At 67.5% G+C, this 26,995-nt stretch carries 26 protein-coding genes and 1 tRNA gene; 13 read left to right on the top strand and 14 right to left on the bottom strand.

Annotation, left to right across the window (positions count from 1 at the left end; translation table 11 throughout):
* The first annotated feature begins 64 nt into the window (after positions 1–64).
* Positions 65–583 carry a DUF3145 domain-containing protein gene (locus ACVT6V_RS22020; protein WP_489896229.1) on the top strand — a complete coding sequence of 173 codons (519 nt, stop codon included), beginning with the start codon at positions 65–67 and terminating at the stop codon, positions 581–583.
* Positions 584–675: 92 nt separating this feature from the next.
* Here the strand turns inward: ACVT6V_RS22020 and ACVT6V_RS22015 are convergent, their stop codons facing one another.
* From ACVT6V_RS22015 to aceE, 6 genes are all read right to left on the bottom strand, one after another.
* Positions 676–2,127: an acyl-CoA carboxylase subunit beta gene (locus ACVT6V_RS22015; protein WP_489896228.1), complete on the bottom strand. Its 1,452-nt coding sequence runs from the start codon at positions 2,125–2,127 to the stop codon at positions 676–678.
* Between the two features lie 33 nt (positions 2,128–2,160).
* A complete protein-coding gene (locus ACVT6V_RS22010) occupies positions 2,161–3,432 on the bottom strand; it encodes a KasA/KasB family beta-ketoacyl-ACP synthase (RefSeq protein ID WP_489896227.1) in 1,272 nt (423 codons plus the stop codon).
* Complete coding sequence (gene acpM, locus ACVT6V_RS22005) at positions 3,429–3,734, bottom strand: meromycolate extension acyl carrier protein AcpM (RefSeq protein ID WP_489896226.1); 306 nt, start codon at positions 3,732–3,734, stop codon at positions 3,429–3,431. The genes ACVT6V_RS22010 and acpM overlap by 4 nt, the downstream gene beginning before the upstream one ends.
* 127 nt (positions 3,735–3,861) lie before the next feature.
* Positions 3,862–4,770 carry an ACP S-malonyltransferase gene (locus tag ACVT6V_RS22000; RefSeq protein WP_489896225.1) on the bottom strand — a complete coding sequence of 303 codons (909 nt, stop codon included), beginning with the start codon at positions 4,768–4,770 and terminating at the stop codon, positions 3,862–3,864.
* Positions 4,771–4,965: 195 nt separating this feature from the next.
* A complete protein-coding gene (locus tag ACVT6V_RS21995) occupies positions 4,966–6,237 on the bottom strand; it encodes a PucR family transcriptional regulator (protein WP_489896224.1) in 1,272 nt (423 codons plus the stop codon).
* A 108-nt stretch (positions 6,238–6,345) separates the two neighbouring features.
* Positions 6,346–9,126, bottom strand: coding sequence for a pyruvate dehydrogenase (acetyl-transferring), homodimeric type (gene aceE, locus ACVT6V_RS21990; protein WP_489900956.1), 2,781 nt, complete (start codon positions 9,124–9,126; stop codon positions 6,346–6,348).
* 250 nt (positions 9,127–9,376) lie between these two features.
* Here aceE and ACVT6V_RS21985 point away from each other — a divergent pair, with 250 nt between their 5' ends.
* The 4 genes from ACVT6V_RS21985 to ACVT6V_RS21970 all read left to right on the top strand — a co-directional run bounded on the left by ACVT6V_RS21985 (position 9,377) and on the right by ACVT6V_RS21970 (position 11,263).
* Entirely contained in the window at positions 9,377–10,033 is a 657-nt protein-coding gene (locus tag ACVT6V_RS21985; RefSeq protein ID WP_489896223.1) for a hypothetical protein, read from the top strand.
* A gap of 143 nt (positions 10,034–10,176) precedes the next feature.
* Entirely contained in the window at positions 10,177–10,608 is a 432-nt protein-coding gene (locus ACVT6V_RS21980) for a DUF3052 domain-containing protein (RefSeq protein ID WP_489896222.1), read from the top strand.
* On the top strand, positions 10,605–11,096 hold the full coding sequence (locus ACVT6V_RS21975) for a peroxiredoxin (RefSeq protein ID WP_489896221.1): 492 nt from the start codon (positions 10,605–10,607) through the stop codon (positions 11,094–11,096). The genes ACVT6V_RS21980 and ACVT6V_RS21975 overlap by 4 nt, the downstream gene beginning before the upstream one ends.
* A gap of 92 nt (positions 11,097–11,188) precedes the next feature.
* Positions 11,189–11,263: transfer RNA gene (locus tag ACVT6V_RS21970), tRNA-Val, on the top strand.
* Positions 11,264–11,799: 536 nt separating this feature from the next.
* On the opposite strand, the gene ACVT6V_RS21965 is transcribed toward ACVT6V_RS21970, so the two are convergent.
* The 4 genes from ACVT6V_RS21965 to ACVT6V_RS21950 all read right to left on the bottom strand — a co-directional run bounded on the left by ACVT6V_RS21965 (position 11,800) and on the right by ACVT6V_RS21950 (position 15,678).
* Positions 11,800–12,612, bottom strand: coding sequence for a putative protein N(5)-glutamine methyltransferase (locus tag ACVT6V_RS21965; RefSeq protein WP_489896220.1), 813 nt, complete (start codon positions 12,610–12,612; stop codon positions 11,800–11,802).
* Entirely contained in the window at positions 12,609–13,595 is a 987-nt protein-coding gene (locus ACVT6V_RS21960) for a helix-turn-helix transcriptional regulator (protein ID WP_489896219.1), read from the bottom strand. The genes ACVT6V_RS21965 and ACVT6V_RS21960 overlap by 4 nt, the downstream gene beginning before the upstream one ends.
* Before the next feature lie 105 nt (positions 13,596–13,700).
* Entirely contained in the window at positions 13,701–14,579 is an 879-nt protein-coding gene (locus ACVT6V_RS21955; RefSeq protein WP_489896218.1) for an aldo/keto reductase, read from the bottom strand.
* 103 nt (positions 14,580–14,682) lie between these two features.
* Positions 14,683–15,678: a CE1 family esterase gene (locus ACVT6V_RS21950; RefSeq protein ID WP_489896217.1), complete on the bottom strand. Its 996-nt coding sequence runs from the start codon at positions 15,676–15,678 to the stop codon at positions 14,683–14,685.
* Positions 15,679–15,863: 185 nt separating this feature from the next.
* On the opposite strand from ACVT6V_RS21950, the gene ACVT6V_RS21945 reads away from it, so the two are divergent.
* Both ACVT6V_RS21945 and ACVT6V_RS21940 read left to right on the top strand, forming a co-directional pair.
* Positions 15,864–17,123, top strand: a complete 1,260-nt coding sequence (locus ACVT6V_RS21945) for a family 1 glycosylhydrolase (RefSeq protein ID WP_489900954.1) — start codon at positions 15,864–15,866, stop codon at positions 17,121–17,123.
* A 28-nt stretch (positions 17,124–17,151) separates the two neighbouring features.
* On the top strand, positions 17,152–17,976 hold the full coding sequence (locus ACVT6V_RS21940) for a maleylpyruvate isomerase family mycothiol-dependent enzyme (protein ID WP_489896216.1): 825 nt from the start codon (positions 17,152–17,154) through the stop codon (positions 17,974–17,976).
* Positions 17,977–18,111: 135 nt separating this feature from the next.
* On the opposite strand, the gene ACVT6V_RS21935 is transcribed toward ACVT6V_RS21940, so the two are convergent.
* Positions 18,112–18,927 carry a spermidine synthase gene (locus ACVT6V_RS21935; protein WP_489896215.1) on the bottom strand — a complete coding sequence of 272 codons (816 nt, stop codon included), beginning with the start codon at positions 18,925–18,927 and terminating at the stop codon, positions 18,112–18,114.
* 64 nt (positions 18,928–18,991) lie between these two features.
* On the opposite strand from ACVT6V_RS21935, the gene ACVT6V_RS21930 reads away from it, so the two are divergent.
* Positions 18,992–19,972: a cobalamin biosynthesis protein gene (locus ACVT6V_RS21930; RefSeq protein ID WP_489896214.1), complete on the top strand. Its 981-nt coding sequence runs from the start codon at positions 18,992–18,994 to the stop codon at positions 19,970–19,972.
* Here the strand turns inward: ACVT6V_RS21930 and ACVT6V_RS21925 are convergent.
* Entirely contained in the window at positions 19,950–20,927 is a 978-nt protein-coding gene (locus ACVT6V_RS21925) for an SURF1 family cytochrome oxidase biogenesis protein (RefSeq protein WP_489896213.1), read from the bottom strand. The two genes, ACVT6V_RS21930 and ACVT6V_RS21925, sit on opposite strands and share 23 nt — an antisense overlap.
* An 81-nt stretch (positions 20,928–21,008) precedes the next feature.
* Here ACVT6V_RS21925 and ACVT6V_RS21920 point away from each other — a divergent pair, with 81 nt between their 5' ends.
* Positions 21,009–22,010 carry a zinc-binding metallopeptidase family protein gene (locus tag ACVT6V_RS21920; RefSeq protein WP_489896212.1) on the top strand — a complete coding sequence of 334 codons (1,002 nt, stop codon included), beginning with the start codon at positions 21,009–21,011 and terminating at the stop codon, positions 22,008–22,010.
* A gap of 6 nt (positions 22,011–22,016) precedes the next feature.
* Here the strand turns inward: ACVT6V_RS21920 and ACVT6V_RS21915 are convergent, their stop codons facing one another.
* Together ACVT6V_RS21915 and ACVT6V_RS21910 are read right to left on the bottom strand one after the other, a co-directional pair.
* A complete protein-coding gene (locus tag ACVT6V_RS21915) occupies positions 22,017–22,496 on the bottom strand; it encodes a low molecular weight protein-tyrosine-phosphatase (protein ID WP_489896211.1) in 480 nt (159 codons plus the stop codon).
* A complete protein-coding gene (locus tag ACVT6V_RS21910; protein WP_489896210.1) occupies positions 22,489–23,205 on the bottom strand; it encodes an HAD hydrolase-like protein in 717 nt (238 codons plus the stop codon). Before ACVT6V_RS21910 ends, ACVT6V_RS21915 begins: the two co-directional genes overlap by 8 nt.
* A gap of 30 nt (positions 23,206–23,235) precedes the next feature.
* Here ACVT6V_RS21910 and cobC point away from each other — a divergent pair, with 30 nt between their 5' ends.
* From cobC to ACVT6V_RS21890, 4 genes are all read left to right on the top strand, one after another.
* Complete coding sequence (gene cobC, locus ACVT6V_RS21905; RefSeq protein WP_489896209.1) at positions 23,236–24,291, top strand: Rv2231c family histidinol phosphate aminotransferase CobC; 1,056 nt, start codon at positions 23,236–23,238, stop codon at positions 24,289–24,291.
* On the top strand, positions 24,288–25,406 hold the full coding sequence (locus ACVT6V_RS21900) for a Nif3-like dinuclear metal center hexameric protein (RefSeq protein ID WP_489896208.1): 1,119 nt from the start codon (positions 24,288–24,290) through the stop codon (positions 25,404–25,406). Before cobC ends, ACVT6V_RS21900 begins: the two co-directional genes overlap by 4 nt.
* A 171-nt stretch (positions 25,407–25,577) precedes the next feature.
* Positions 25,578–26,315 (top strand): zinc ribbon domain-containing protein, encoded by a 738-nt coding sequence (locus ACVT6V_RS21895; RefSeq protein ID WP_489896207.1) that lies wholly within the window; start codon positions 25,578–25,580, stop codon positions 26,313–26,315.
* Positions 26,315–26,983 carry a histidine phosphatase family protein gene (locus ACVT6V_RS21890; protein WP_489896206.1) on the top strand — a complete coding sequence of 223 codons (669 nt, stop codon included), beginning with the start codon at positions 26,315–26,317 and terminating at the stop codon, positions 26,981–26,983. The genes ACVT6V_RS21895 and ACVT6V_RS21890 overlap by 1 nt, the downstream gene beginning before the upstream one ends.
* The last annotated feature ends 12 nt before the right edge of the window (positions 26,984–26,995 follow it).

Here is a 26,995-nt window from a genome sequence, read left to right as displayed (position 1 = left end):
GTGATAACCGGTTCGCGAGGTGTGTTGGGGAAGACGTTCCTCGTCGAAACCGGAGGTGAGCAAGGTGCGCAATCTGAATCAGTTTGCGGACATGACGACAGGAGTGGTGTACATCCACTCGGCGCCGGTGGCGCTGTGCCCGCATGTCGAGTGGGCTCTGTCGTCGACCCTGAATGCGCGGGCCAACCTGAAGTGGTCGGCGCAAGAGGCCGACCCCGGGTTGCAGCGTGCCACGGTGGACTGGACGGGGCCGGTCGGCACCGCAGCACGTCTGGTGACGGCGCTGCGGGAATGGTCGGCGCTGCGTTTCGAGGTGACCGAGAACGCCAGCGACGGTGTCGACGGTGAGCGTTTCAGCTATGTGCCCGGTCTCGGGCTCTGGCGTGGCTCCACGAGCGCCAACGGCGACGTGATGATCGGGGAGATGCAACTGCGTGCCCTGATCGACCGGCAGCCCGACAGCGTCGGTCTCGCCGGTGAACTCGAGGCAGCCCTCGGCGTCGCCTGGGACGACGCGCTCGAGCCGTACCGCATGGGTGGTGCCGGTGCCGAGGTGACCTGGCTGCAGCAGCGCGTCGGATAACCGCACGGACCAGCGCGGAACAGCACCGACAGAACGTAACTCGGCCCCGGTAGTGATCTACCGGGGCCGAATTGCGCGCTGCGATCAGCTGATCACAGTGGGATGTTCTTGTGGCGACCCCGGCGGGCGGGTGCCGCGGCGAGCGCCTCGGCGATCCGGCTGCGGGTGGTGGCCGGGTCGATCACGTCGTCGACCACACCGATCGACTGGGCGCGCCCCACACCACCGGCGATGGCCTCGTGTTCGGCGGCGAGACGCTCGTGGAGTGCCTCGCGCTCGTCCTCGGGTGCGGCGGCGAGAGCCTTCTTGTGCAGGATGCCGACCGCGGCCTTGGCACCCATGACCGCGACCTCGGAGCCGGGCCACGCGAAGACCGCGGTGGCGCCGAGCGCACGAGAGTTCATCGCGATGTAGGCGCCGCCGTAGATCTTGCGGGTCACCAGCGTCACGCGCGGGACCGTGCATTCGGCGAACGCGTGCAGCAGCTTCGCGCCGCGGCGCACCACACCGTTCCACTCCTGACCGACGCCGGGCAGGTAGCCGGGCACGTCGGTGATGACGATCAGCGGCACACCGAAGGCGTCGCAGAGACGGACGAAGCGGGACGCCTTCTCCGCGCTCTCGGAGTTCAGGCAGCCGCCCATGCGCAGCGGGTTGTTGGCGATGACGCCGACGCTGCGACCGGACAGTCGCCCGAACCCGATGACGATGTTCGGGGCCCACTTTGCCTGCAGCTCTTCGAAAGTGGAGACCTCGGTCTCACCGTCGGCGGCGAGCTGAGTGTCGAGCAGGTTGGTGACGAGCGGATGCACGTCGTAGGCGCGGCGATTCGATTCGGGCAGCAACGCCTTGAGGTCGACGTCGCCGGCCTCGGCCTGCTCGCGGTTGAAGTGTCCCTGTCGGCTGAACGTCGACACGAGACGGCGCGCACGCCAGTAGGCGTCGGGCTCGGAGTCGGCGGTGATGTGACTGACGCCGGACTTCTTGCCATGGGTCAGCGGACCGCCGAGCGTCTCCATGTCGACCGACTCGCCGGTGACGCTCTTGACCACGTCGGGTCCGGTGACGAAGACACGGCCGGCCGGGGCCATGATCACCACATCGGTGAGCGCAGGCCCATAGGCCGCGCCGCCGGCGGCGAAACCGACGACCACCGAGATCTGTGGGACGTAGCCCGAAGCACGAACCATCGCCTCGAAGACGCCGCCGACGGCATGCAGGGCCTCGACGCCCTCGGCGAGTCGGGCGCCGCCCGAGTGCCAGATGCCGACGACCGGTGCCTGCTCGGTGATGGCGGTGTCGATCGCGTTCACGATGTGTGCGCAACCGACCACACCCATGGCACCGCCCATCACGGTGCCATCGGTGCAATACGAGACGGTACGAACGCCGTTGACCATGCCGATCGCCGCTTGCACACCCGACTTGTCGCGGGTGTGCAGGAGCGACATCGTGCCTTCGTCGAAGAAGTTGGTCAGCCGGAGCAGCGGATCACGCGGATCGGCTGATTCCTCATGGCCGGTGATGGGAGCCAGTGTGGTCATTCGCAGTCTCCTGAGGGTGTCGGGATGGAGTTGTCAGTAGCGACCGAAGGCGAGCGCGACGTTATGCCCACCGAATCCGAACGAGTTGTTCAACGCGTAGTCGATCTGCCCGTACCGGGCCTCGCCCGAGACGACCTCGACATCGCACTCAGGATCCTGGTTCTCCAGGTTGAGCGTCGGAGGGATGACTCCCTCTTCGACACTCTTGATGGTGAGCACGGACTCCAGCGCCCCGACTGCGCCGATGGAGTGGCCGAGGGCCGACTTGGGTGCGTAGACCGCCGCATGCTGACCGACCGCCATGTTGATGCCGACCGCCTCGGCGGTGTCACCGATCGGTGTCGCCGTGGCATGGGCGTTGATGTGGCTGATGTCGGCCTTGGTGAGGCCTGCGGTCTGGATGGCCCGGGTCATCGCCCGCGCATTGCCCTGACCACTGGGGTCCGGTGCAACGAGGTGGAAGCCATCCGAGGTGATGCCCGCACCGAGCACGCGGGCGTGGATGTGCGCACCGCGGGCCTTGGCATGCTCCTCACGCTCGAGGATCAGCATGGCCGCGGCCTCGCCGAAGACGAAGCCGTCGCGGTCCTTGTCGAACGGTCGCGAGGCGCCCTTGGGATCGTCGTTGCGCGTGCTCATCGCACGCATCATCGAGAACGCCGCGATCGGAATCGCGTCGATATGCCCTTCGACGCCACCACAGACGACCATGTCCGCATCACCCATCACGATGTGACGCCACCCGTGTGCGATGGCCTCCGCGCCCGACGAGCACGCCGAGACAGGAGTGATCACGCCGGCGCGCGCACCGATGTTGAGGCCGACGACCGCGGCCGGGCCGTTCGGCATCGCCATCGACACCGCGAGCGGTGAGACCTTGCGGTAGTTGCCTGATTCCTCGATCGCCTTGACGGCATCGACCATCGCGTCGCCGCCGCCCTGGCCGGTACCCAGCACGACCGCCAGGCGGTCGGGGTCCACCTCGGGCTCGCCGGCGTGGGCCCACAGGCGCTTGCTCATCACATGAGCGATGCGCTCGACGTAGGCCATCCGGCGTGCTTCGACGCGTGTCACCTCTTCGGCGGGATCCTTGACCAAGCGCCCACCGACACGACACGGCAGCTCGCCGTACTTCGTGACGAAGGGATCGGTCAGTTCACGGATGCCCGACTCACCCGCCAGCAGTTTCTTCCACGTGGAGTCGAGATCTTCACCGAGCGAGGTGGTGGCCACCATGGAGGTGACCACCACGTTCGGGAAGTTCCCGCCCAGCGTGGAGTATTCGCGGAGGGACGGTGAGCTCACGAGTTCTTGTCTGCCTCGACCTGGGCCTGGATCGCGGCCGCGGCCTCCGGGTTCTCGGACTCGAGCTTCTGGATGTAGGCAACCGCATCGCCCACGGTCCGCAGACCGGCGAGATCCTCATCCGGGATCTTGACGCCGTACTTGTCCTCGGTCTGGACGGCGATCTCGACCATCGACAGCGAGTCGATGTCCAGGTCGTCGACGAAGGACTTCTCCATGGTCACCTCGGACGGCTCGATGCCGGTGACTTCCTCGATGATCTCGGCGATGCCGGCAATGAGTTGTTCCTGGGTGGCAGCCACTGTGTGGTTCCCTTCTTGTTCGCTTGATATGCAACTCCGGAGCACGCACGGACACCGGAGTTCCGTGCGTGCTTGGACAAGCCGTTCTGGCGGCTCTTCCGGGGGTCACGGCCTCGCGCCGCGACCGCTATCCAAGTTCGGTGATGTTGTCGAGACCGTCGGGCTCCTTCAGTGCCAGCGTCGGCGTGCCCTTCAGTTCTCGTTTCGCAATGCCCACCAGGGTGCCTGCGGGCGGCAGTTCAACGACTGCGGTTGTGGCGTGCTCGCGCATGTATGCCGAGCAGAGGTCCCAGCGCACCGGCTTCGTCACCTGTGCCACTAGTTTTGTCAGTGCGTCGGCGCCATTCGTTACAGGCAGGCCGTCGGAGTTGGAGAGCAGCGTCCGATGGGGGTCTGCGGGCGTGATCTTCGACGCCGCAGCGGCGACCGCGTCCCGCGCCGGAGCCATGTAGCGCGTGTGGAATGCGCCCGCGACGGCGAGCTTGCGAGTCCTCGCCTTCTCCGGTGGATTGGCGACGAGTTCGTCGATCGCCTCGACCCTGCCGGCGGCCACGATCTGACCGGCGGCATTGCGGTTGGCGGGGACCAGATCGAGTTCGTCGAGGCGCGCGAGCACCTGGGCCTCGTCGCCGCCGAGGACGGCGGCCATGATCGTCGGCTCGATCGCGCACGCCTTCGCCATCTCCGCGCCGCGGATCGCGGCGAGGGACACGGCCTCGTCGGCACTGATCACACCGGTGATCGCGGCGGCCGCGAGTTCACCGACGGAGTGCCCGGCGACGATGGCGTCGGCGGGTAGTTCGGAACGTTTGCTGAACTCGTCGTAGGCGAGCAGAGCCGCCGCCACGACGAGGGGTTGGGTGACCGCGGTGTCGGTGATCTCCTCCGCGGTCGCGGTGGTGCCGAGACGTTCGAGATCGAGTCGGGTCAGCTTCGACCACGTCGCGAGCTGGTCACGGGCACCCGCGAGTTCCAACCATGCGGTCAGCATCCCTGGTGTCTGAGAGCCCTGGCCGGGCGCAAGCATCGAAAGCACGTGACCAGAGAACACCGTCCAGGGTGGTTTTGTGGGTGTTGAGGCGCATGAACCTTCTGGTGTGGATTTGTGGGGTTCCCACAAACTTGATCGAACGGTCACCTGGTTCGTCATCACTCTGAGATGCGTTATAAAACTGTGTCCTATCAACCTTGATCAGCGAAAACGCGGAAAACGACCTGTGGCTGATGTGATTCATGTGGCCTGTGATTGCGATTCGTTTTGGAAGTGTGTCAAACGACCTACTGTCGCGGCGACCCTCAAGACATACGCGTCGCGGGGGTTCATCGGATCGCGACCTGTGATTTCCGCAACTTTCTTCAGTCTGTACCGGACAGTATTTGGATGGATATACAGTACGCGCGCGCAGCTTTCGACCGAGCCTCCCGAGTCGAGATACGCCTCCAGAGTCGCGTTGAGTGTGCTGCCCCCTTTGGCCAGTGGCCGCACCAATCGCTCGTTGAGAGCACTCACCGCTGCCGGGTCGCCGTTCAGTGCGCGCTCGGGGAGGAGCTCGAGGCTGTGGACCGGGCGCGGTGCATTCGGCCAGCCGACCACGGCGGCGATGGCGGCCATCGCCTCCGACGCGCTCGTGGGTGCGCTCCCGAGGTTCGCCATCGTCGGACCGATCACCACAGGTCCGTCGGCGAAGTGTTTGAGCAGGTCGGTCACGAACCTCTCGCCCGGCCGCACGGGCCCGCTGACGATGGCGACGAGGAACGTGCCCTGGACCACCGACAGGGCCGAGCGGTCGTGCTGCTTGGCGGTGTTGTGTATCGCCAACGGCACCGAGACGTTCTGCTCCGGTGGAGGGGCGCCGACGATCACCGTGGCCGGCGCATCGGAGTCCCAGTTGAGCGCTGCTGCCCGAGAGAGCAGCTGGGGTCCGGTGTCACCGCGGACCACGGCATCGACGACGAGGGCCTCCAGACGCGAGTCCCACGCACCTCGGGATTCGGCGGCCGACGCATAGATCGATGCGGCGGCGAACCCGATCTCGCGTCCGTAGCGCAACACCGATTCGGTCAGTGCCCGCAGCTGGGCGTCGTTCCGTGCGAGCAGCGGTAGCCACTTCTCGAAGAACTCCATCGCGACGCGGACCATCTCGACGGTCTGCAGCAGCGTGATCCGGCGGGCGAGGTCCTGCGGCACGACCTGGAACGCCTGAACGGTGAACTTGACGTTGCCCTCGGGATCCTGAATCCACTCGACGAAGTTGACCACCGCGGTCTGGACGACCAACTGCACGCTTGCCCGTTGCGCGGCGTCGAGGTCGCCGAAGTAGGGCAGCTGATCCTGCATCGAGTGCACGGCCTCGGTGGCGAGTCGTCCGCTGTATTGCTTGACCCGCCGCAGCAGGGTGTCCGGCAGCGCATCGTGCACGGTCGCCGGCGCGGGTACATGCGCACCGCGTTCACCGAACACGTCGGCCTTCGGCGGCTCCTGGTTCACGCGGGCATCGGACACATTCTCAATGTAGCCCTGTCGACCATCGCCCGGTCACGACCTCGACGCGCGCCGTGACCGGGCGGTCCGAAACCGGACCGCCCGGTCACAGCGCACGAAAAGCAGAGGTCAGGCCACACCTGGGTCGCTGGTCTGCTCGGGTGCCGCCGCCACGTCGGTGATCTGGTACTTCTCGGCTGCCTCGGTCGCGGTGGTGAACGGGATGTTGCCGTCGCGGGCGAGGCCGACCAGTACGGCGACCACGATCGACTCGGCGTCGACGTTGAAGAAGCGCCGGGCCGCGGGCCGGGTGTCGGAGAATCCGAAGCCGTCGGTGCCCAGGGTGAGGTAGCTGCCCGGCACGTAGGCGCGGATCTGCTCCTGCACGCCTCGCATGTAATCGCTCACGGCGATCGTCGGTCCCATGGTGTCGGCGAGGACCTCCGTGAGGTACGGACGAGCGTGCGCCGCCGTCGGCTCCCGGACCGCGGCACGGTCGACCTCGATGCCGTCGCGGGCGAGCTCACTCCACGAGGTGACCGAGAAGACGTTGGCGCCCACATCCCATTCGTCGGCCAGGATCTCCGCAGCCCGCAGGGCATCCGGCATGGTGACGCCGGACACGAGGATGTTGGCGTACAGGTTCTTGCCCTCGGCTGCCGGCCGGAACCGGTAGATGCCCTTGAGGATGCCCGTCACATCGACGTTCTCCGGTTCGGCCGGCTGGGAGATCGGCTCGTTGTAGACCGTGAGGTAGTAGTAGATGTTCTCCGGGTCGTCGCCGTACATCCGCGCGAGTCCGTCGGCGATGATGTGGCCCAGTTCGTAGGCGAAGGCCGGGTCATAGGCAACCACCGCCGGGTTGGTCGCGGCCAGCAGCGGTGAGTGGCCGTCGGCGTGCTGCAGGCCCTCGCCGGTGAGGGTGGTGCGGCCCGCGGTCGCACCGATGACGAAGCCGCGGGTCATCTGATCGGCGGCGGCCCAGAAGCTGTCGCCGGTGCGCTGGAACCCGAACATCGAATAGAAGATGTAGAGCGGGATCATCGGTTCGTCGTGCGTCGAGTAGGACGTACCGACGGCGGTGAACGATGCTGCCGACCCGGCCTCGTTGATGCCCTCGTGCAGGATCTGACCTTCTGAGCTCTCCTTGTAGGCCAGCATCAGTTCGGCATCGACCGACGTGTACATCTGTCCGTTGCGGTTGTAGATCTTGAGCGTCGGGAACCACGAGTCCATACCGAACGTGCGGGCCTCGTCCGGGATGATCGGAACGATCCGCTTTCCGATCTCCTTGTCGCGCAACAGGTCCTTGAAGATGCGGACCAGCGCCATGGTGGTGGCGACCTGCTGCTTGCCCGACCCCTTCGCCGAGGTCTTCAGAGCCTGGCTCACATCGGGCTTGAGCGCCCTGGACCTGGTGCGCCGCGCCGGGAGGTTGCCGCCGAGGGTCTTGCGACGATCCATCATGTACTGGATGACGTCGGAATCGGCACCCGGGTGGTAGTAGGGCGGCAGGTAGGGGTTCTCGTCGAGCTGTTCGTCGGTGATCGGGATGCGGTTGTTGTCGCGAAAGGCCTTCAGATCGTCGAGTGTCAGCTTCTTCATCTGGTGCGTGGCGTTGCGACCCTCGAAGTGCGAGCCGAGCAGGTAGCCCTTGATCGTGTGGGCGAGGATCACGGTCGGCTGACCCTTGTGCGCGACGGCCGCCTGGTAGGCCGCGTACACCTTGCGGTAGTCGTGTCCGCCGCGCTTCATCTCCCAGATCTGGGCGTCGGTCATGTCCTTGACGAGTTCCTTCGTGCGCGGGTCGCGGTTGAAGAAGTGTTCGCGGATGAACGCACCGTTGTTGGCTCGGTAGGTCTGGAAGTCGCCGTCCGGGGTCACGTTCATCAGATTGACCAGGGCACCGTCGCGGTCGGCGTAGAACAGCTTGTCCCACTCGCGGCCCCAGATCACCTTGATGACGTTCCAGCCGGCGCCGCGGAAGAACGATTCGAGTTCCTGGATGATCTTGCCGTTGCCGCGCACCGGACCGTCGAGTCGCTGCAGGTTGCAGTTGATGACGAAGGTGAGGTTGTCGAGCCCTTCGGTCGCGGCGAAGCTGGCGAAACCGCGCGATTCGGTCTCGTCCATCTCGCCGTCACCCAGGAAGGCCCACACATGCTGATCCGAGGTGTCCTTGATGCCCCGGTCGTGGAGATAGTGATTGAACCGGGCCTGATAGACCGCGTTCATCGGACCCAGACCCATCGAGACGGTCGGGAACTGCCAGAAATCCGGCATCAGTCGCGGATGGGGGTACGACGGTAGGCCGCCGCCTTCGCCGGCATGGCTGTGTTCCTGGCGGAACCCGTCCATCCTCGCCTCGTCGATCCGTCCCTCGAGGAAGGCGCGGGCGTAGATGCCGGGGGAGGCGTGACCCTGGATGAAGATCTGGTCGCCGCCGCCGGGGTGATCGAGCCCGCGGAAGAAGTGATTGAACCCGACCTCGTACAGCGTCGCCGACGAAGCGTAGGTGGAGATGTGACCGCCGACCCCGGCCCCGGGACGCTGCGCACGGTGCACCATGATCGCCGCGTTCCACCGCAGGATGCGGCGGAATCGGCGCTCGACGGTCTCGTCGCCGGGGAACCACGGCTCCAGGTCTGTGGGGATCGTGTTGACGTAGTCGGTCGAGGTCAACGACGGCAGCGACACGTGTTTCTCGCTGGCGCGTTCGAGCATCCTCAGCATGAGGTAACGGGCGCGCGCCGGTCCGGCGGCGTCGATCAGCCCGTCGAATGACTCCAGCCACTCGGAGGTCTCGTCGGGGTCGATGTCGGGCAGATGAGACGCCACGCCCTCTCGGATCACCCGGACGCGGCCCGGATCCTCGTTGCGGGCGGCGGGGCCGGTACCGTTCCCCGACACCCCGGTCCTCGTGTGCTCTGCCTGTTCGGTCACTGTGATGCCTACTCCCTCGGTCGGCCGGAACACGGTGGTGTCCGGCGTGCGATGACTCGGGCCCGCTCCCTTGATGTCGGGACAGCGGTGTCCCTCCTCATCGTGCCGCATGTCACTGCAGTTGGCACCGGGTGGGCCGCGTTGCGTCCGGGTTGGTGCCACCTGCCGCGACCTGCGATAGCGTTGCGGTGTTTGTTACTCGTGGGTCAGGAGGACTATGCGGGGCGCGAGGGATGTCGGGGTCACGCGCAGGGGAGTCGGCCATCGCCGGGCGACGTCCTCGGCTGTGGTCGCGGGCGGCTTTGTGGCGCTGGCCGCGCTGTCGGGCTGCGCGTCGGTCGACGGCTCGGGCACTGCGGCGCCGGGCGAGGTTGCGGTCTACCGTTCGGAGGTGTCCGCGTCGGAGGCCTCGGTGGCACGCGAGAACGGCATCGACCTCTGCCGGGAGGCCATGTCGTCGATGGTGGTGATGGTCCGCGGGTACAACGCGTTCGTGCGTCGCTTGAGCGACGTCCACAGTTACGACGAGATCGGCGATCTGGATGACAAGGCTCGCGCGAGTCTGATCGCCGGCTCCGATCTCATCCGCCAGAAGATCACCTCGTCGACCCCGGCCGACGTGAAGGACCCGGCCGACCGGTTTCTCGACTCCACCGGCCGACTCGGTGATGCCATCGGCAAGGAGCGTTTGACCGGGCTCAATCCGATTGCTGCGCAATGGACTCGCGACAAACAGGCAGTGCTCGACAGCTGTACGGACTACTTGCCGATGCCGCCCACCGCCAACGCGTCACCGGCTCCCGCGCCGGGCGCGGGCCCATCTGAATCGGCAACCTCGACCGCGCCGACGCCGTCGGTGCCGGCCACGCCGTAGCACGGGATCCGGTTCGCCTGCCGGATGCCCGCCGTATCAATTCCGTCCTGTTCCGGTTGCCCCCTGTTCGGCTTGCACTCTGAGCATTTAGGCTGTTCCCTAAGCTGACAGTCGAATTCGCATTGGCAGGGAGGTCGCACGCGGTGGTAGCCGCCACAGAGTCCAGCAGCGCTGGGGGCAATAGCGCCCACAAGCTCGGATTCACATCCGGCATGGTGGTGCAGGAACTCGGATGGGATGAGGACACCGACGATGACCTGCGGGCCGAGATCGAAGATGTCATCGGCGAAGAGATGCTCGACGAGGACGCCGACGACGTCATCGACGTGGTCGTTCTCTGGTGGCGTGACGGCGATGGTGATCTCGTCGATGCGTTGATGGATGCGATCGCGCCGTTGGCCGACGACGGATACGTCTGGGTCTTCTCGCCGAAGACGGGCACCGACGGGCACGTCGATCCGAGCGAGATCGCCGAATCGGCGCCGACGGCCGGCCTCACGCAGACCAATGTCGTCAGTCTCGGGGGCTGGTCCGGATCTCGGCTCGTGCAGCCGAAATCCCGCAAGCGCCTATGAACGACGACGCCACCGAGCGACCGACGTCACCGTTGGCCGTGGGCGACGTGGCGCCCGACTTCGAACTGCGTGACCAGAACAACCAGCGGGTGTCGCTGACCGGGCTCACGGCCGGGGGGCAGGTCCTGCTGGTCTTCTTCCCGCTGGCCTTCACCGGGACGTGTCAGGGAGAACTCGGTTTCATCCGTGATCACGAGCCGCGGTTCGTACGCGACGGCCTGCAGACCGTCGCCCTGTCGGTGGGTCCGCCGCCGACCCACAAGGTGTGGTCGTCGGCTCAGGGGTTCCTGTTCCCGATCCTGTCCGACTTCTGGCCGCACGGCGCCGTCGCACGTTCCTATGGAGTGTTCAACGATGCCGCCGGCTACCCCAACCGGGCGACGTTCCTGGTGGGTGGCGACGGCGTCATCCGATTCGCGGACATGGTCGGGCCCGGGGAGGCCCGCGACTCGGCATTGTGGGAGAAGGCGCTGCTGGTGGCGGAGTAGTCGGTCCCGCCACCGGCGGTTTGGGCTCCGGACGGTTACCCATTAGATTCATGTGTTGGTGTTCGCCGATGTCGCCATCGGAGGCCGCCCTCGCGCGTATAGCTCAGCGGTAGAGCTCTGGTCTTACACACCAGCGGTCAGGGGTTCGAATCCCTTTGCGCGCACCATCTGGCTCGTGTCCTTCCGACTCGTGGGACTTAAAGATTCCGGCTCCCGTTGTGCGCGGCCCTTCGTGACGCATCCTCGCAGGCTCGGAGGCTCCTCAGGGACCGGGGTGGGGAGTGCGGCGGGACGCGGAGAGTGTTCCGGGTCCGTCTCCCGTCCGCGTGGTGCGTGCTTGCGATGTCTCTCGGTCCGTGCGGAGCGTGCTTGCGATGTCTCTCGGTCCGTGCGGATTGTGCTTGCGACGTCTCCCGGTCCCTGAGGAGCGAGCTTGCGACGTCTCCCGGTCCCTGAGGAGCGAGCTTGCGACGTCTCCCGGTCCCTGAGGAGCGAGCTTGCGACGTCTCCCGGTCCCTGAGGAGCGTGCTTGCGACGTCTCCCGGTCCCTGAGGAGCGAGCTTGCGAGCGTCACGAAGGGCGGCCCTTCGTGACGCATCCTCGCAGGCTCGGAGGCTCCTCAGGGACCGGGGGATGACGCTGTGTCGGATTCGGAGGCTCCTCAGGGACCGGGGGATGACGCTGTGTCGGATTCGGAGGCTCCTCAGGGAACGGGGGGCGACGCGGTGCCGGGCGGGAGAGTGCCGACGACCACGGTCGCCGCGAGTTCGTCGGAGATCTCGACGGTGGTCGCCATTCCGACCGACGACAATGCCGCGGCCGTCAGTGGCGCCTGCGCCTGGCTTGTCTCGATCAGGAGGTGACCGCCCGGACGTAGCCACGCGCCGATCGATGCGCCGACACGTCGATGGACATCCACCCCGTCCGCGCCGCCGTCGAGAGTCCGGTGCGGCTCATGATCGCGGGCCTCGGGAGGCATGAAGGCGATCTCGTCGGTGGGCACATACGGTGCGTTGACCACCACGACGTCGATGGATCCGCGTAAACGATCCGGTAGCGGGTCGAAGAGATCGCCGCAGTAGGTGTGTCCACCGACCGGCGTGAGATTGCGGGCCGCGCATCGCACGGCGACGGGATCGATGTCACACGCATACAGGTGCACCCCGGGCACCGCATCCGCGATGGCAAGTCCGATGGCACCCGTCCCACAACAGAGGTCGACGACAACGCAGCCCGGGATGGTGACGCTGAGCGCCTGTCGGACCAGGAATGTCGTCCGTTGCCGGGGGACGAACACACCGGGGTCCACCTGGACGTCGAGGCCACAGAAACGCGTGCGGCCCACGATGACTTCCAGCGGCTCACCGGCCGTGCGCCGGGCGATGAGAGCGTCGAGGTTGGCGGCGTCGGTGGCGTGGGCGACGAGTAGCCCGGCTTCCTCCTCGGCGAACACACAGCCGGCCGCGCGCAGGCGAGAGATTGTGCGCGACAGCACTTCAGGCGATTCGGGCGTCATCGTTCCGCCGGGTCGCCGACGGCGCGCCGGTACCTCGCGGCGAGATCGTCGTGATAACGCGCGACCGCGCGGCACTCGTCGGTCAGCTGCGGCGGATCGAGCACCGTGAAGTCGGCGTCGAAGGCCCGGAGCCAGCGGGCGATGCTGACCAGCGAGGTGCTGTACAGCGTGAGGTCGCACCCACTCTCGTCACCGGCCTCGATGGTGCCCCAGTCGTCGTCGACCATCGAGGCGACCTCGTCGAGCGGCGCATGGATGCGTACCCGCGCGGACGCACGCCGGTAGACGGCGCCGAGACTCCGGGCCAGGTATCCGGCGGCGCCGCCCTCGGGAAGCGGACGTGGCGTGAACCGAGGGCCGGTGGGTGTCTTGGGCTGCATCCGATCGACCCGGAACGAGCGCCAGTCCTCGCGGCCGAGGTCCCACCCCACGAGATACCAGCGCAGTCCGCTGCGCACCAGCCGATACGGCTCCACTTCGCGCCGACTCTCGGCACCGTCCCCGCGTCGGTAGTCGAAGCGCAGTCGCTCGGAGCGATGACAGGCTGTCGCGATCTCGGTGAGCACCTCGCCGGACACCGACGTCCGTGATTCGCGGGGCACGGCCTCCATGGTGAGCGCGTCGAGCCGATGCCGCAGCCGCGACGGCATCACCTGACGCAGTTTGGTCAGCGCGCCCGCCGACGCCTCCGCCATGTCGCTGACCGACCCGGTGGTGATCTCATTGAGTCCGAGCGCGACGGCGAGCACCTCGGAATCGTCGAGCAGCAACGGTGGCATCTCCGCGCCCGCGCCGAGCCGATAGCCGCCCCCGACGCCGACCGTGGCGTCGACCGGATAGCCGAGTTCGCGAAGCTTGTCGACGTCACGGCGCACGGTTCGGGTGGTGATGCTCAGGCGATCCGCGAGCTCGGCTCCCGACCACTCGCGACGCGTCTGCAGCAGGGTCAGCAGGGCGAGCAGTCGGGCTGACGTTTCCAACATGGGAGACATCCTGCCGCCTTTTGCGGACAGGTGGTGACCGCAATGGCCGTTCGCCGACGGTCAAAGCTGGTACCGACGGTGCTTTCGAAAGCCGAGAACCGGAGGTCAGTCGCGAGCGCCGAGATTCAGTTCGTCGGGATGCGCGCCCACCCGGGCGCCGACGTCGAGTGCCGCGATCGCCGCCATGTCCTCGTCGTCGAGTTCGAAGTCGAGGACGTCGATGTTCTGGGCGATCCGCTCGTCGTGCACGGACTTCGGGATCACGATCACGCCGTTCTGCAGATGCCATCGGATCATCACCTGCGCGGTCGAACGCCCGTGCTTCGCCCCGATGCCGGACAGATCCGGATCGGTCAGCAGCGTGTTGGGCGCCGAGTTCTTCCCCCACCCCGAGCCGCTGCCACCGAGCGGGCTCCACGCCTCGATGTGGATTCCCCGCTCTGCGCAGTAGTCGCGCAGTTCACGCTGTGCGAGGCGTGGATGCAGCTCGATCTGGTTGACCGCCGGGACGTGGCCGGTGGCATCGATGATGGCGGCCAGGTGGTGGGGTTCGAAGTTCGAGACACCGATCGAGGTGGCCTTGCCCGATTCCCGGATGTCGATCATCGCCTGCCAGGTCTCGATCATGCGATCGGTGTTCTGCAGCGGCCAGTGCATGAGGTAGAGGTCCACGTGGTCGAGCCCCAGGCGATCGAGGCTGGCGTCGATGGCGGCCTTCGTGTGGTCGCGTCCGTGGTCGGCGTTCCACAGCTTGGTCGTGACGAAGACGTCGTCACGGGCAACGCCTGAATCCGCGATTCCACGTCCGACGGCCGTCTCGTTGCCGTAGGCCGCCGCGGTGTCGACATGCCGATATCCGGCAGTGCCGACGGCGAAGCGAACAGCGTTCTCCGTGTCCTGGTCATCGGCTTGCCAGACCCCGAGACCCAACTGGGGGATCAGTGCGCCGGTGGAGAGCTCGATGGTGGGCAGATCAGTACTCATCCCACCAGGCTAGGACGTGTCGTCCCGGGCTCCCTGCTGCGCCGGCTCGTCGAGCTCCGCTCGATGCGCCGGCTCGAGCTCCGCTCGAGGCGAGGCCGTCGGGTCACGATGATCCGAGCCTCGGATGGGTGAGGAAGAACCGCCAGATCAGATCCGTCGCGTTCACCGTGCCACCGGTGCTGCCGGCACTACCCGCGCTGCCGAGGATCGAGGTTCCGCCCGGAGCGGGCCAGGCGTGAGTCCCGCCGCGGATGCGGTAATGGACGATGGCGGCGCCTGCCCGGGTGCACAGCCACGACATGCGGTCGACGGCCAGATTCACCGGCACGGTGATCGGCGCATCGACGCAGCCGTCGCGGGCCACCCAGCGATGCAGCCACTCCGGGGTCGACAGGTACCGCTCGCCGAATCGCCGGCCGCCCGCGTAGGAGATGGTGCGATCGGCGGTGCCGTGAAAATCGATCAGGGATATCGCGGGTCCCTGCCGAGGACAGCCCGCGACCGCTTCCAGGTAGACCGCTGCGTTCACCGTCGCGAAGCCGGCGAACCCCGACGGCATCCGGCAGGCGAGCATGGCGACGAATCCGCCGCCGTTGGATCGCCCGATGGCATAGGTCCGGGAGCGGTCGACGCACGCGCGGGCATGCAGGTCGCGGAGAAGCGCCTGCGTGAACGCGAGATCGTCGGCGCGCGGTGATGCATACGGAGCCCCCTGCCACGCGAAACGGTTGTCTGTCCCACGCAGTCCGGTGGGATACACCACGATCGCAGGCAGCGTCGACAGCCCGGTGTAGCTCTCGAACGGTGCGACGCGCTCCGCGTGACCGTGATAGGCGAGCACCAGTGGCACCGGTTGGCGCCCGCTGTAACCGAGTGGCACATGAATCCGGAACGTGCGTACCACACCACTGACCTTCACCGTTCGGATCACGGTGGCACCTGCTCGCATCGACGACCCGGCACACCCGGCGACCTGCTGCGTCAGAGGACCCCCCGGGGCCGCCGGTGATGGCGCGATGAGTCCGAACGAGGCGACCATCACGACGATGGCGCAGACGAGAGCGAGCCGTCGCCGGGCGCGAGGTCGGGTGGCGGACATCGCAACAGAATAGGTCCTGGGGCGACCGTGCGGGCCGCAGTCGCCAGGTCTGCCGATTCGACTCGGAAGCCGCGCTCATCTGACATCCTTGGCCCGTGCCTGAGCACGCGGCCGGCCACCGAGCGGCCATCGCATCGATCGTCGTGTTGTCGGCGACGCTGCTTGCATCCCTGCTGCCGGGCGCGATGGTCGCCTCGACCGGCCACGCGCAACCGATATCGCCCGTCGTCGCGGCCCCAGCACCGCTGCCGCGGGACTTCGCGTGGGGTGTCGCCTCGTCGGGATTCCAGAGTGAAGGCTCGTCACCGGACAGCAACTGGATGCGCTATGTCGCATCGGGTCGCACACACGACCGGATCGGGAACTCGGTGGATTTCCGGCACCGCTATCGTGCGGACATCGCGCTCGCCGCATCACTCGGGGTGAAGGTCTACCGCGTCGGTGTCGAGTGGGCGCGTGTCGAGCCGCGGCCGGGCGTCGTCGACCGAACCGAATTGGCCTACTACGACGCGATGATCGGCTCGATCGTCGCGGCCGGGATGCGTCCGATGATCACGCTCGACCACTGGGTCTACCCGGGATGGGTGGCCGACCGCGGGGGATGGGCGAACCCGTCCACCCCGGCGCTGTGGTTGCGCAACGCGCGTCGCGTCGTGGACCGGTACTCCCGCTATCACCCGATCTGGATCACCATCAACGAGCCGTTCGCCTACGTGACGAACGAGATCAAGATCGGAGCGCTGGCGGCGTCGGCGGCGCCGATCATGATCGACCGGCTGGTCGCGGTCCATCGCGCGATCTATCGGCACATCCACCGGCGCGACCCCGGCGCGATGGTGTCGTCGAACGTCGCCTACATCCCGACGGTCGAACCCCTTCTCGACACCGGGTTCGTCGATCGTGTGGCCGGCACCCTCGACTTCATCGGCATCGATTACTACTACTCGATCTCGCCTGCCGACACGGGTGCCTGGCATGCCGCGGTCGATGAACAGTGGCTCGCGCCGGTGTCCGCCGACGGCCTGTACTACGCCTTGCGTTCCTATGCGCGCCGCTATCCCGGTAAGCCCCTCTACGTCGTCGAGTCCGGCATGCCGACGCGCGACGGCACACCGCGGCGCGACGGCTACCGTCGCGCCGATCATCTGCGCGACCTGGTCTACTGGTTGCAGCGGGCCCGGGGCGACGGCATGAACGTGATCGGGTACAACTACTGGAGTCTCACCGACAACTTCGAGTGGGGAAGCTACACACCGCGATTCGGTCTCTACACAGTGGACGTCCGGACCGACCCCACACTGACGCGCCGCCCGACCGGCGCCGTCGCAGCCTATCGGCGGATAACCGGCGACAACGGGGTGCCGAGCACGTATCGGCCGACCCGCCCGGCCGAGTTCTGTTCGCTGGCCGCGGCGCCGTCGAGTTGCACCGAACCCGTGCGGTGAAAACCGCCGACAGAGAAGGAGGACGGCCGTGGCCAGAACCGTGCTGCCCGTGAAACCGGTGGTCGAGGCCTTGACCACCGAATGGGCGACCCTCGACGAGGTGGTGTCGGCGTTGTCCGACGAGCAGTGGGACATACCGTCGGTGCTGCCCGGCTGGACGGTGGCCGACGTCGTCGCGCATGTGATCGGCACCGAGAGTCTTCTCGCAGGCCGCGACGTCGAGTCGACGCGGGATGTGGCCGCGCTCGAGCACGTCCGCAACCCCATCGGCGAACTCAACGAGCGGTGGCTCGACCACTTCCGCGGGTCGCCGCGGTCCGAGGTGATGAGCGCCTTCCGCGAGATCATCGCGGTCCGAACGGACGCACTGACGGCGATGACACAGGAGGAGTTCGAGGCCGACGCCCTGACGCCGGCGGGTCCGGACACCTATGGCCGGTTCATGCGAATCCGGGTGTTCGACTGTTGGATGCACGAGATCGACATCCGCGACAGTACGGACGGGTCCGCGCCGTCGGACCCGGTGGCGGCCGCCATGGCCCTGACCGAGATCGCGTCGTCGATGCCGTTCGTCGTGGGAAAGCGCGCCGGTACGCCGAAAGGGTCGTCGGTGCTGATGAGGATCGGTGGCATCGCGCCGCGGGAGATCCGGATCGTCGTCGACGACCGTGCATCGGCGATCGACCAGTTCCCCGACGGCGATGAGTCGGCCGACGTGATCCTGACCCTGGACTGTGTGGACCTTGCGCGCCTGGCGGGCGGTCGAAAGAGCGCCGACCCGGGTCGTGTCGTGATCGAGGGCGAGCGGCAGATCGGCGAGGCGATCGTCGGCAACCTCGACTACGTGATCTGAGTACGTGCCGGCGACGGCTGCAATCGAACGTGTTGTCGACGGTTGCTTCGCCTTCTGGATCCGGGAATTCACACCAGGAAACCGGATGTAGCCCGATTGATCGACAGGTCGTCGATGTGGATGCCGCCGCGCCGGTCAGCGGGCCGGCCCCGCATCGGTGAGAACCGAGCCCGACCCGAAGTCCAGCGCTTTTCGCCCGGCCAGGATCTGCGCCGGTTGTGGATCGCTCAGCAGCGTGCGGACCAGCTCGGAGGTGGCCTCGACCGGGCGGTCGCCGGCCGCCAGGACGATGTTGCCGGTTCGGCGTCCCTTGAGCATCGCGGCGTCGGCAATAAGGGAGACGTGATCGAAGACGGACGCCGCCGTGGACACCTCCGCCCGCGCCAGTGTGAGGTCTCGGTTGTCACCGCAGTTCGCCAGGTAGACGCCTCCCGGCGCAAGGACCCGGCGGACCTGTTCGATGAACTCACGCGACGTCAGATGGCGTGGCGTGCGCGTCGCCACAAAGGCATCCCGGACGATCACGTCACGCGTCTGCTCGGTCAGCGAGCTGAGCACCTCCCGGGCGTCACCGACGCGGATGCGGAGTCGCGGGGCTCGCGGCAGGTCGAACCATTCGCGCGCCAGGCGTGCCAACTCGGCGTCGATCTCGACCGCGACCTGTCGCGATGCGGGATAACGATCCGCGAGGTACCGCGGCAGCGCACACGCCGCCGCGCCGAGATGCAACACCCGAAGTGGGGCGTCGGTGTCGTATCGGTCGCCGATCACCGCTGCCATCTGCCGCATGTACTCGAAGTCGAGTACGCCGGGGTCGGGATGGATGTGTGAACTCTGCGCGCCGTTGATGGTCAGCAGCCACCCGCCGGCAATGGTGTCGCGGGTCAGCTCGGCCACGCCGGTGTCGATCGTGTGCTTGCCGGCGACGGGTTCTGCGCGGGTTCGGGCCATCGCGATGAGTCTAGGGCGTGCAGCCGGCGCCGGACCGGCCCTCACCCGCCACTACGATCGCCGTGTGTCCGCCATTCACCGCAACGATCACCGTCGTCCGCGCCGCGGCGGGCAACGCGGGGTGGGTGTCGCGCTGGGGCTGCTCACGGGCTTCGTCGCCGACCGTGTGCTCGGTGACCCTCGGCGATACCACCCCGTGGCGGGTCTGGGGCGCGGTGCAGCCCGCGCCGAGCAGCTCCTCTACCGGGATTCGCGACTTGCCGGAACGATCTTCACGGGGATCTGCGTGGGCACCGGTTGGATGACCGGCTCCCTCGCCACGCGCGGCCGGACCACTCCCATGGTGGTCGCCGTGACCGCGGTCACCACCTGGGCCGTGCTCGGGGGTACGACCCTGGTCGGGGTGGGCGAGGCGATGGCCGATTCGCTGGACGCCGACGACCTCGAGGCGGCCCGCGATCTGGTGCCGAGTCTGTGCGGTCGTGATCCGCAGGCGCTCGACGCAGCGGGTGTCGCGCGCGCCGCGCTCGAATCGATCGCGGAGAACACCTCCGACGCGACGGTGGCGCCACTGTTCTGGGGCGCCGTCGCCGGTGCACCCGGCCTCATCGCATATCGCACCGTCAACACGCTCGACGCGATGGTGGGATATCGCAACGCCCGGTACTCGAGATTCGGATGGGCCGCCGCGCGGCTCGACGATCTGGCAAATCTGATGCCCGCACGCGTCACCGGTCTGCTCGTCGTCGTGCTCTGCGATGCGCCGCGGCGGGCCGCCGCGGCGTGGCTGCGCGATGCCCGGCATCATCCGAGCCCGAACGCCGGCGTCGTCGAATCGGCGTTCGCGGGTGCTCTCGGAGTGACGTTGGGCGGCCGCACCGTGTACCCGCACGGTGTCGAGGACCGGCCCCGGCTGGGCGGCGGGCCATCCCCGGGTACTGCGGATCTACGTGCGGCGGTTCGACTCTCACGTGCCGTGCAGGTCGGTGCCGCGGTGGGCGCGGTGGCGCTGCGGGTGGCACTCAGCCGCCGTAGCGGTCGGTGAGTTTGGCTCGTACGTCCGCCGATGCCGCATCGGCGTCGGGTCCGCTGCCGATCTGGCCGCGTTGTCGTGAGCTGGAGTCGGTGCCGGCATCGCGCAGGTCGGCGCGGATGCGCTCACGCCGTTTTCGTGCGGCCGACGTCGCGTGATCGTGTGCGTGCAGCGCGCCGCCGCCCTCGACCTCGACCCCGGAATCGGTTCCGGTGTCGGTGGCCGATTCGGTGGCGGGGCGTCGACGCTGGCGGATCTCGGAGTAGATGAAATAGCCGGCACCGAGCGGGGCCATGATGCCGAACGCCAGCCACTGCAGCCCGTAGGACAGGTAGGGGCCGGATTCCAGTTGTGGCAGCGGGATCTCGCCGAGCGAACCCGGCTGGTCGGGGGAGAGTTGGAGGTAGAACGGGTCGAGCGAGGTGTCGATGGCTCGGCCGACCTCGGCGGGGTCGATCGTGTAGACGGCCATGGCGCCGGCCTCGTCGTGTGCGCCACGCCCCGGCGAGGTGCCCTCGCTCTTGCGGATGCGGGCATCGATGGTCGTCTGGCCGGATGGGGCGGCGGGAATGGCCGGCAGCGTCCCCTGATCGGGCCGGACGTATCCGCGATCCACGAGGACCACTCGGGAGCCGTCGTCGAACGGGGTGAGGACCTCGACGGCCGGACGTTCCTCCACCGAGCGAAGGCGGACCAGGACTTGTTTGTCGGGTAGGTACCGCCCGGTCAACGACACCTCACGCCACTCCGTGGACGGCTCGAACGCCCGACCTGCGGGAGCCACATCGGCGATCGGCACCGGAGCCTGGGACACCGCCGACTTGATCAGCGCGTTGCGTTGCTCCGTCGCCGTGTTCTTCCCCAGTTGCCACGGCGCCAGCAGCATGAAACACATCGCCGCGAACGCGACGACCACCACGCCGAGGGCGAGCCACCCCGGGCGCAGGAACGTCCGCAACACATGCACACCTCAACGGTACCGAGGTGGCAAAGCCGCCCCGACCCGGCCTTCGGCTGTTGGGCGCCAGGGCAAGGTACCGTTGTCGCAATGCGAGACTTCCTGTGTCGGACGTGTGGTCAGCGTCTGTCCTTCGAGAACAGCCTGTGCCTGCACTGCAAGAGTGCGTTGGGATTCTGGCTGCCCACCCGGTCCATCCACGTCCTCGACAAGGATGGCCGGGTCAAGGTCGACGGCGAGCTGCTCGAGCGGTGCGCCAACAACAAAGTGGCGCAATGTAATTGGCTGGTCAAGTGGACCGGCCTGCCGCAGATGTGCACGTCGTGCCGCCTGACTCGGACACGTCCGGCCGACACCGACGCGGAAGCGATCGTGGAATTCGGCCGTGCCGAGACCGCGAAGCGGCGGGTGATCCTGGAACTCGACGAGCTGGGCCTGCCGATCCGCGACCGTGACGAGGATCCCGACATCGGGCTCGCTTTCGACCTCTTGTCGAGTTCGGATGAGTCGGTCGTCACCGGACACGCCAACGGTGTGATCACCTTGGATCTCGCGGAAGGCGACGACGTGCACCGCGAGCAGATGCGGGTGGAACTCGAGGAGCCGTATCGCACCGTGCTGGGACACTTTCGGCATGAGATCGGGCACTATTACCAACTCGTACTGATCGACGAGGACAAGCGTCCCGAGTTCGAGAAGCTGTTCGGCAACCCCGACGAGGACTACCAGGCGGCGTTGGACCGTCACTATTCGCAGGGGGCACCGGACGGCTGGCCGCAGACCTTCGTGTCGTCCTACGCCACCATGCATCCCGCCGAGGACTTCGCCGAGACGTTCGCGCATTACCTGCACATCCGGGACACGCTCGACACGGCGGCGGCCTTCGCGATGGCGCCGGCCGGGTCGACCATCGACAGCGCACTACCCGGCGATGTCGGATTCGAGCGTCTCATCGAGTGGTGGCTCCCGCTGACCTGGGCGCTGAACCAGATCAACCGGTCGATGGGCCATCCCGACCTGTATCCGTTCGTCCTGCCGGAGAAGGTGCTCGAGAAGATCAGGTTCGTGCACAACCTGGTGCTGCCGGCCTGACCGTCCTCAGCGGTTCTCGAGGGCCGCCTGCACCCATGCGAGCAGACCGGGGACGGCCGCCTCGATCTGCTCGCGGGTCAGCTCGAAGTCCTCACTGCCGCCGTAGTACGGGTCGTTGAGGTCGAGTTCGTCCGGGCCGGCGGCGGGGTCGAAACTACGCAGCAGGCGCACCCGGTCGCCGAGACGCTTGCGCTCGAGATCACGGACGTGCCCGGAGTCCATCGCGACCAGCAAGTCGGCGTCGAAGTGCTCTGGTGAGAGCTGGGCCGCCACATGGGCATCCGAGTATCCGTGCGCGAGCAGTTCGGTGCGCGCTCGGTTGTCTGCGGGCTCGCCGGTGTGCCAGCCGCTGGTACCGCAGCTGTTCACCAGGACACGCTCGCTCAACCCCGCGTCGTCGAGCGCCGACCGGAAGATGTTCTGTGCCATGGGCGACCGGCAGATGTTGCCGGTGCACACGAAACACACGTGCAGTTGATCAGACACCAAGTACCTCGCGCAGATGTGCAATGGACCCGACAGACCAGGTCGCCGAGCCGTCCTCCCCATCCAGAGCGTAGCCCCAACGCACCAGGACCGCTGGAATCCCGAACAGAGCTGCGCCTTCGATGTCGTGAGAACGGTCACCGATCATCACCACGGGGGCCCCGGTCACATGGGCGATGGGGTCGGCGTCGATGCCGAGTCCGTCGAGCGCATGTGCGATCACGTCCGACTTGGCGCGCCGCCGACCGTCGTCGCTCGCGCCGGCGATGACGGCAAAATGCTGCGCCAGTCCGAAGTGACTCAGGATGGCCCGGGCGGTGTTCTCGTTCTTCGACGTCGCCACCGCGAGGGTTCGTCCGGAACCGCGCAGGTCCGCGAGTACCTCGCCCATTCCGTCGAACACCGAGTTCTCCAGCCAGCCCACATCGGTATACCGCTCGCGGTATGCGCGCATCGCCGCGTCGGCCGTGGCGGCATCCATGCCGAGAGTGGTCAGCGTGTCGATCATCGGCGGGCCGGCGATCCCGGCGACGACGTCCGGTTCGGGTTCCGGGGCGCCGATCGTGGCAAGGGCGTGGCGGAAACTGTTGGCGATGCCGGCGAAGCTGTCGGTGATGGTGCCGTCGAGATCGACGAGCAGAACGGTCGACGGATCGGCAGGGTCGACGCGTGATGGTGTGAGATCGGCTGTTTCAGGCGTGTCGGTCACTGTTCCATCGTGCACGTAGGCTGGTGATTTATGACATCGGGGCTGTTCGCACGGGAGCGTCACGGCGATGCCGACGCCGAACCGGGGCTCATCGACTTCGCGGTCAACGTGCGGGGCGGTCCTCCCGACTTCCTGCGGGATGCGCTGGCCACCCGGCTTGCGGACCTGGCCCACTATCCGTCGGCCGCCGACGAGGAGCGGGCCATCTCCGCGGTGGCCGAGGCGCACGGCCGTCGTGGGAACGAGGTGCTCCTGCTGGCCGGGGCCGCCGAAGGGTTCGAGTTGCTGCCGCGGCTGCGCCCGCGGCATGCCGCGCTGATCCAGCCGTCGTTCACCGAGCCCGAGCTCGCCTTGCGCGCCGCGGGCGTGCCGATCACCGACGTGGTGCTGCCGCCGCCGTTCGAGCTCGCTTCCGCCGACGTCCCGGTCGATGCCGACCTGGTGGTCCTGGGTAATCCGACGAACCCGACGTCGGTGCTCCATCCGGTTGCCGCGATCGAGCGACTTCGCAGGCCCGGCCGCACGGTGGTGGTCGACGAGGCCTTCGCCGACATCACCCTCGATGCGGCAGATGGTCGGCACGAACCGGCGTCGATCGCCGGCGAGGCTGCCACCGATGTCATCGTCATCCGCAGTGTGACAAAGACATTCGGGCTCGCCGGGCTACGCGCCGGGTATCTCCTCGCTCATCGGGATGTCATCTCGCGGCTCACCATCGGCCGTCGTCCGTGGCCGCTGGGCACGCTCGCGTTGACCGCACTGACCGAATGCATGGGCCCGATGGGGCAGAAGTACGCACAGACGCAGGCGCGTCGTGTCGCCGAGGACCGCGCGGAGATGGTTGCGCGGCTGACCCGTGCCGGGATCGAGGTCAGTGTCACGCCGTCGGCGTCCTACGTGCTCATCACGCTGCCGAACGCGCTCGAGCTGAAACAGCGGCTGCGGGGCAGGGGTTTCGCGGTCCGCAGCGCCGCCAACTTCGTCGGCCTCGACGACTCGCATGTTCGGCTGGCGGTACGTGATCCCGCCACCACCCAGACCCTGATCGACACGATCGTGGAACTACGAGAGGAGATCCGACGATGACGGCAACCGTCGCCGAAGTGATCGGTGTACTCGACCACGCGTATCCGCCGGCGCTGGCCGAGCCCTGGGATTCGGTGGGACTGGTCTGCGGGGACCCCGGTGAACCGGTCGAGTCGGTCCTCGTCTGTGTCGACGTCACCGATGACGTCGTCAGCGCCGCCCTGGACGTCGGCGCACAGCTCATCGTCGCCCACCATCCGTTGTTGCTGCGCGGGGTCGACTCGGTGGCCGCCGACACCGCCAAGGGGCGCATCGTGCACCGTCTGATCCGTTCCGGGACAGCCCTGTTCACCGCTCACACCAACGCCGACAGCGCACGCCCGGGTGTCTCGGATGCGTTGGCCGAGGTGCTGGGGGTGCTCGACACCGTCCCCATCGAGCCGAAAACGGCGGCCCCGTTGGACAAGTGGGGAGTGATGGTGCCGGAGGGCAACGCCGAACAGGTCACCGAGGCGATGTTCGCCGCCGGGGCGGGATCGATCGGGGAGTACCGCGACTGCTCGTGGTCGGTGGTGGGCACCGGTCAGTTCGAGGCGACCGATGCCGCGAACCCCACGATCGGTGACATCGGGGAGCGCACCCGGGTCGACGAGGAACGCGTGGAGATGGTCGCCGCGAGGGGACTGCGACAACGGGTGCTGTCGGCATTGCGAGGTGCTCACCCGTATGAGGAGCCGGCCTTCGACATCCTCGAGTTGGCCGACACCGCAACCGACGTCGGACTCGGTCGGATCGGGCGCTTGGCCGAGGCGACGACGGTGGGTGTGTTCGCCGAACGGGTTGCGACCCGGCTGCACAGTCCGTCCGGTGTGCGCATCGCCGGTGACCCGGGTGCGGTGGTCGAGACGGTCGCCGTCTGCGGGGGTGCCGGGGACTCGTTACTCGACGACGTGACCGCCGCGGGCGCCGATGTCTATGTGACCGCGGATCTGCGCCATCATCCCGCCGACGAGAGTCGTCGCCGAGGAGGCCCGGCGCTCATCGACGCGGGTCACTGGGCGACCGAATTCCCGTGGTGCTCTCAGGTGTCGCGCATGCTGGCCGACCGACTCGATGTCAGCGTGACGGTGCATCGCGAACCCACCGACCCGTTCGCTGTGGTCACACGATCCTGAGCGCTTGGACCAGCGCGTCCCCGGACGCGTACCGTATGGGAGACCTGCCGTCGAGTGGGTCGCAGGCCGGGGAGGGCCCCGTGGTCGGGGTGGTTTCCGTGACAACAGCACAGAGGATGAGGCACTGGTGACGACAGCAGAGCATGTTGACGAACGATGGAGGTGGGCACGGTGAAGGTAGACGCCGGGACACAACGACAACTCCTCGATCTCGCCGATGTCGACGCCGAACTCGCCCGGATCGAGCATCGCCGGACCCACCTTCCCCAGGACGCCGAGATCGCGGAACTCGACAAGCGCCTGGACGTGGCCCGCGACGACATGGTCCGCGCCGAGATCTCCGCGGAGGACCTCACCCGCGAATACCGTCGGATGGAGGGCGAGGTCAACGGCATGTCCTCGCGCGAGGCCAAGGATTCGGCACTGTTGACGGCGGGCGGGCTGGCCCCCAAGGCGCTGTCGGAACTGCAGCACGAACTGTCGGGACTGGCTCGACGGCGGGCCTCGATCGAGGACGACATGCTCGCCGTGATGGAACAGCAGGAAGCGGTCGACACCGAGAAGCAGCGCGCGGCCGCGACCGTCGAACACCTCGACGACGAATTGGTTCGCGTACGCGAGACGCGGGCCGCGGCGATGAGCGAGGTGGAGGCCGACCAGGAGGCTGCGGCGGCGCGTCGGGCGGCGATCGTGGGCGACATCGCCCCCGAACTGCTGGCCATCTACGACAAGCAGCGTGCGTCCGGCCGCGTCGGGGCGGGGTTGCTGCGCGCCCGCCGATGTGGTGCCTGCCGAATGGAACTCGACCGCGGGACGATCGCGTCGATCGCCGCCAAGGAACCCGAGGACGTGGTGCGCTGTGAGGAGTGCGGTGCGATCCTGATCCGGACGTCGGAGTCGGGACTCTAGTGGCCACCTCCGTCGCGGCCGACGAGAAGGCTCCGAGCTGGCAGGGCCAGCGCCAACTTCCCACCCGGTTGCTGCTGCTGCGGCACGGCCAGACGGCGCTGTCGGTGCAGCGGCGGTATTCGGGTCGGGGCAATCCGGATCTGACGGACGCCGGTATGGCGCAGGCGCAGGCCGCGGCGGCGCGACTCGGCGCTGCCTCCGACATCGCGGCGGTGATCGCCTCGCCGTTGCAGCGCGCCATGACCACGGCGCATTGTGTCGCCGAACGGTTGGGGATCGAGGTCGAGGTCGATGACGGGTTCATCGAGACCGACTTCGGTGCGTGGGAGGGATTGACCTTCACCGAGGCCGCCGAACGAGACCCGGAGCTGCATGCCCGATGGCTGGCCGACACCGAGGTCCCCGCTCCGGGTGGCGAGAGTTTCGCGCAGGTGGCGCAGCGGGTGCTCGACGCGAAACAGTCGCTGCTGGACCGCTACCCGGGCCGCACGCTTCTCGTGGTCTCGCACGTCACCCCCATCAAGTTGCTGCTGCGTGATGCGCTCGCGACCGGACCCGAACTGCTGTTCCGCCTGCACCTCGATCTCGCGTCGCTGTCCATCGCGGAGTTCTATCCGGACGGCGGCTCCGTGGTGAAACTCGTCAACGACACCGGACACCTCGCCTGACGGTCGGCCACC

Source organism: Gordonia sp. LMA167, assembly GCF_058130025.1.
The sequence above is the reverse complement of the archived record's forward strand: the minus strand, read 5'-3'. Positions and strand labels throughout refer to the sequence as shown.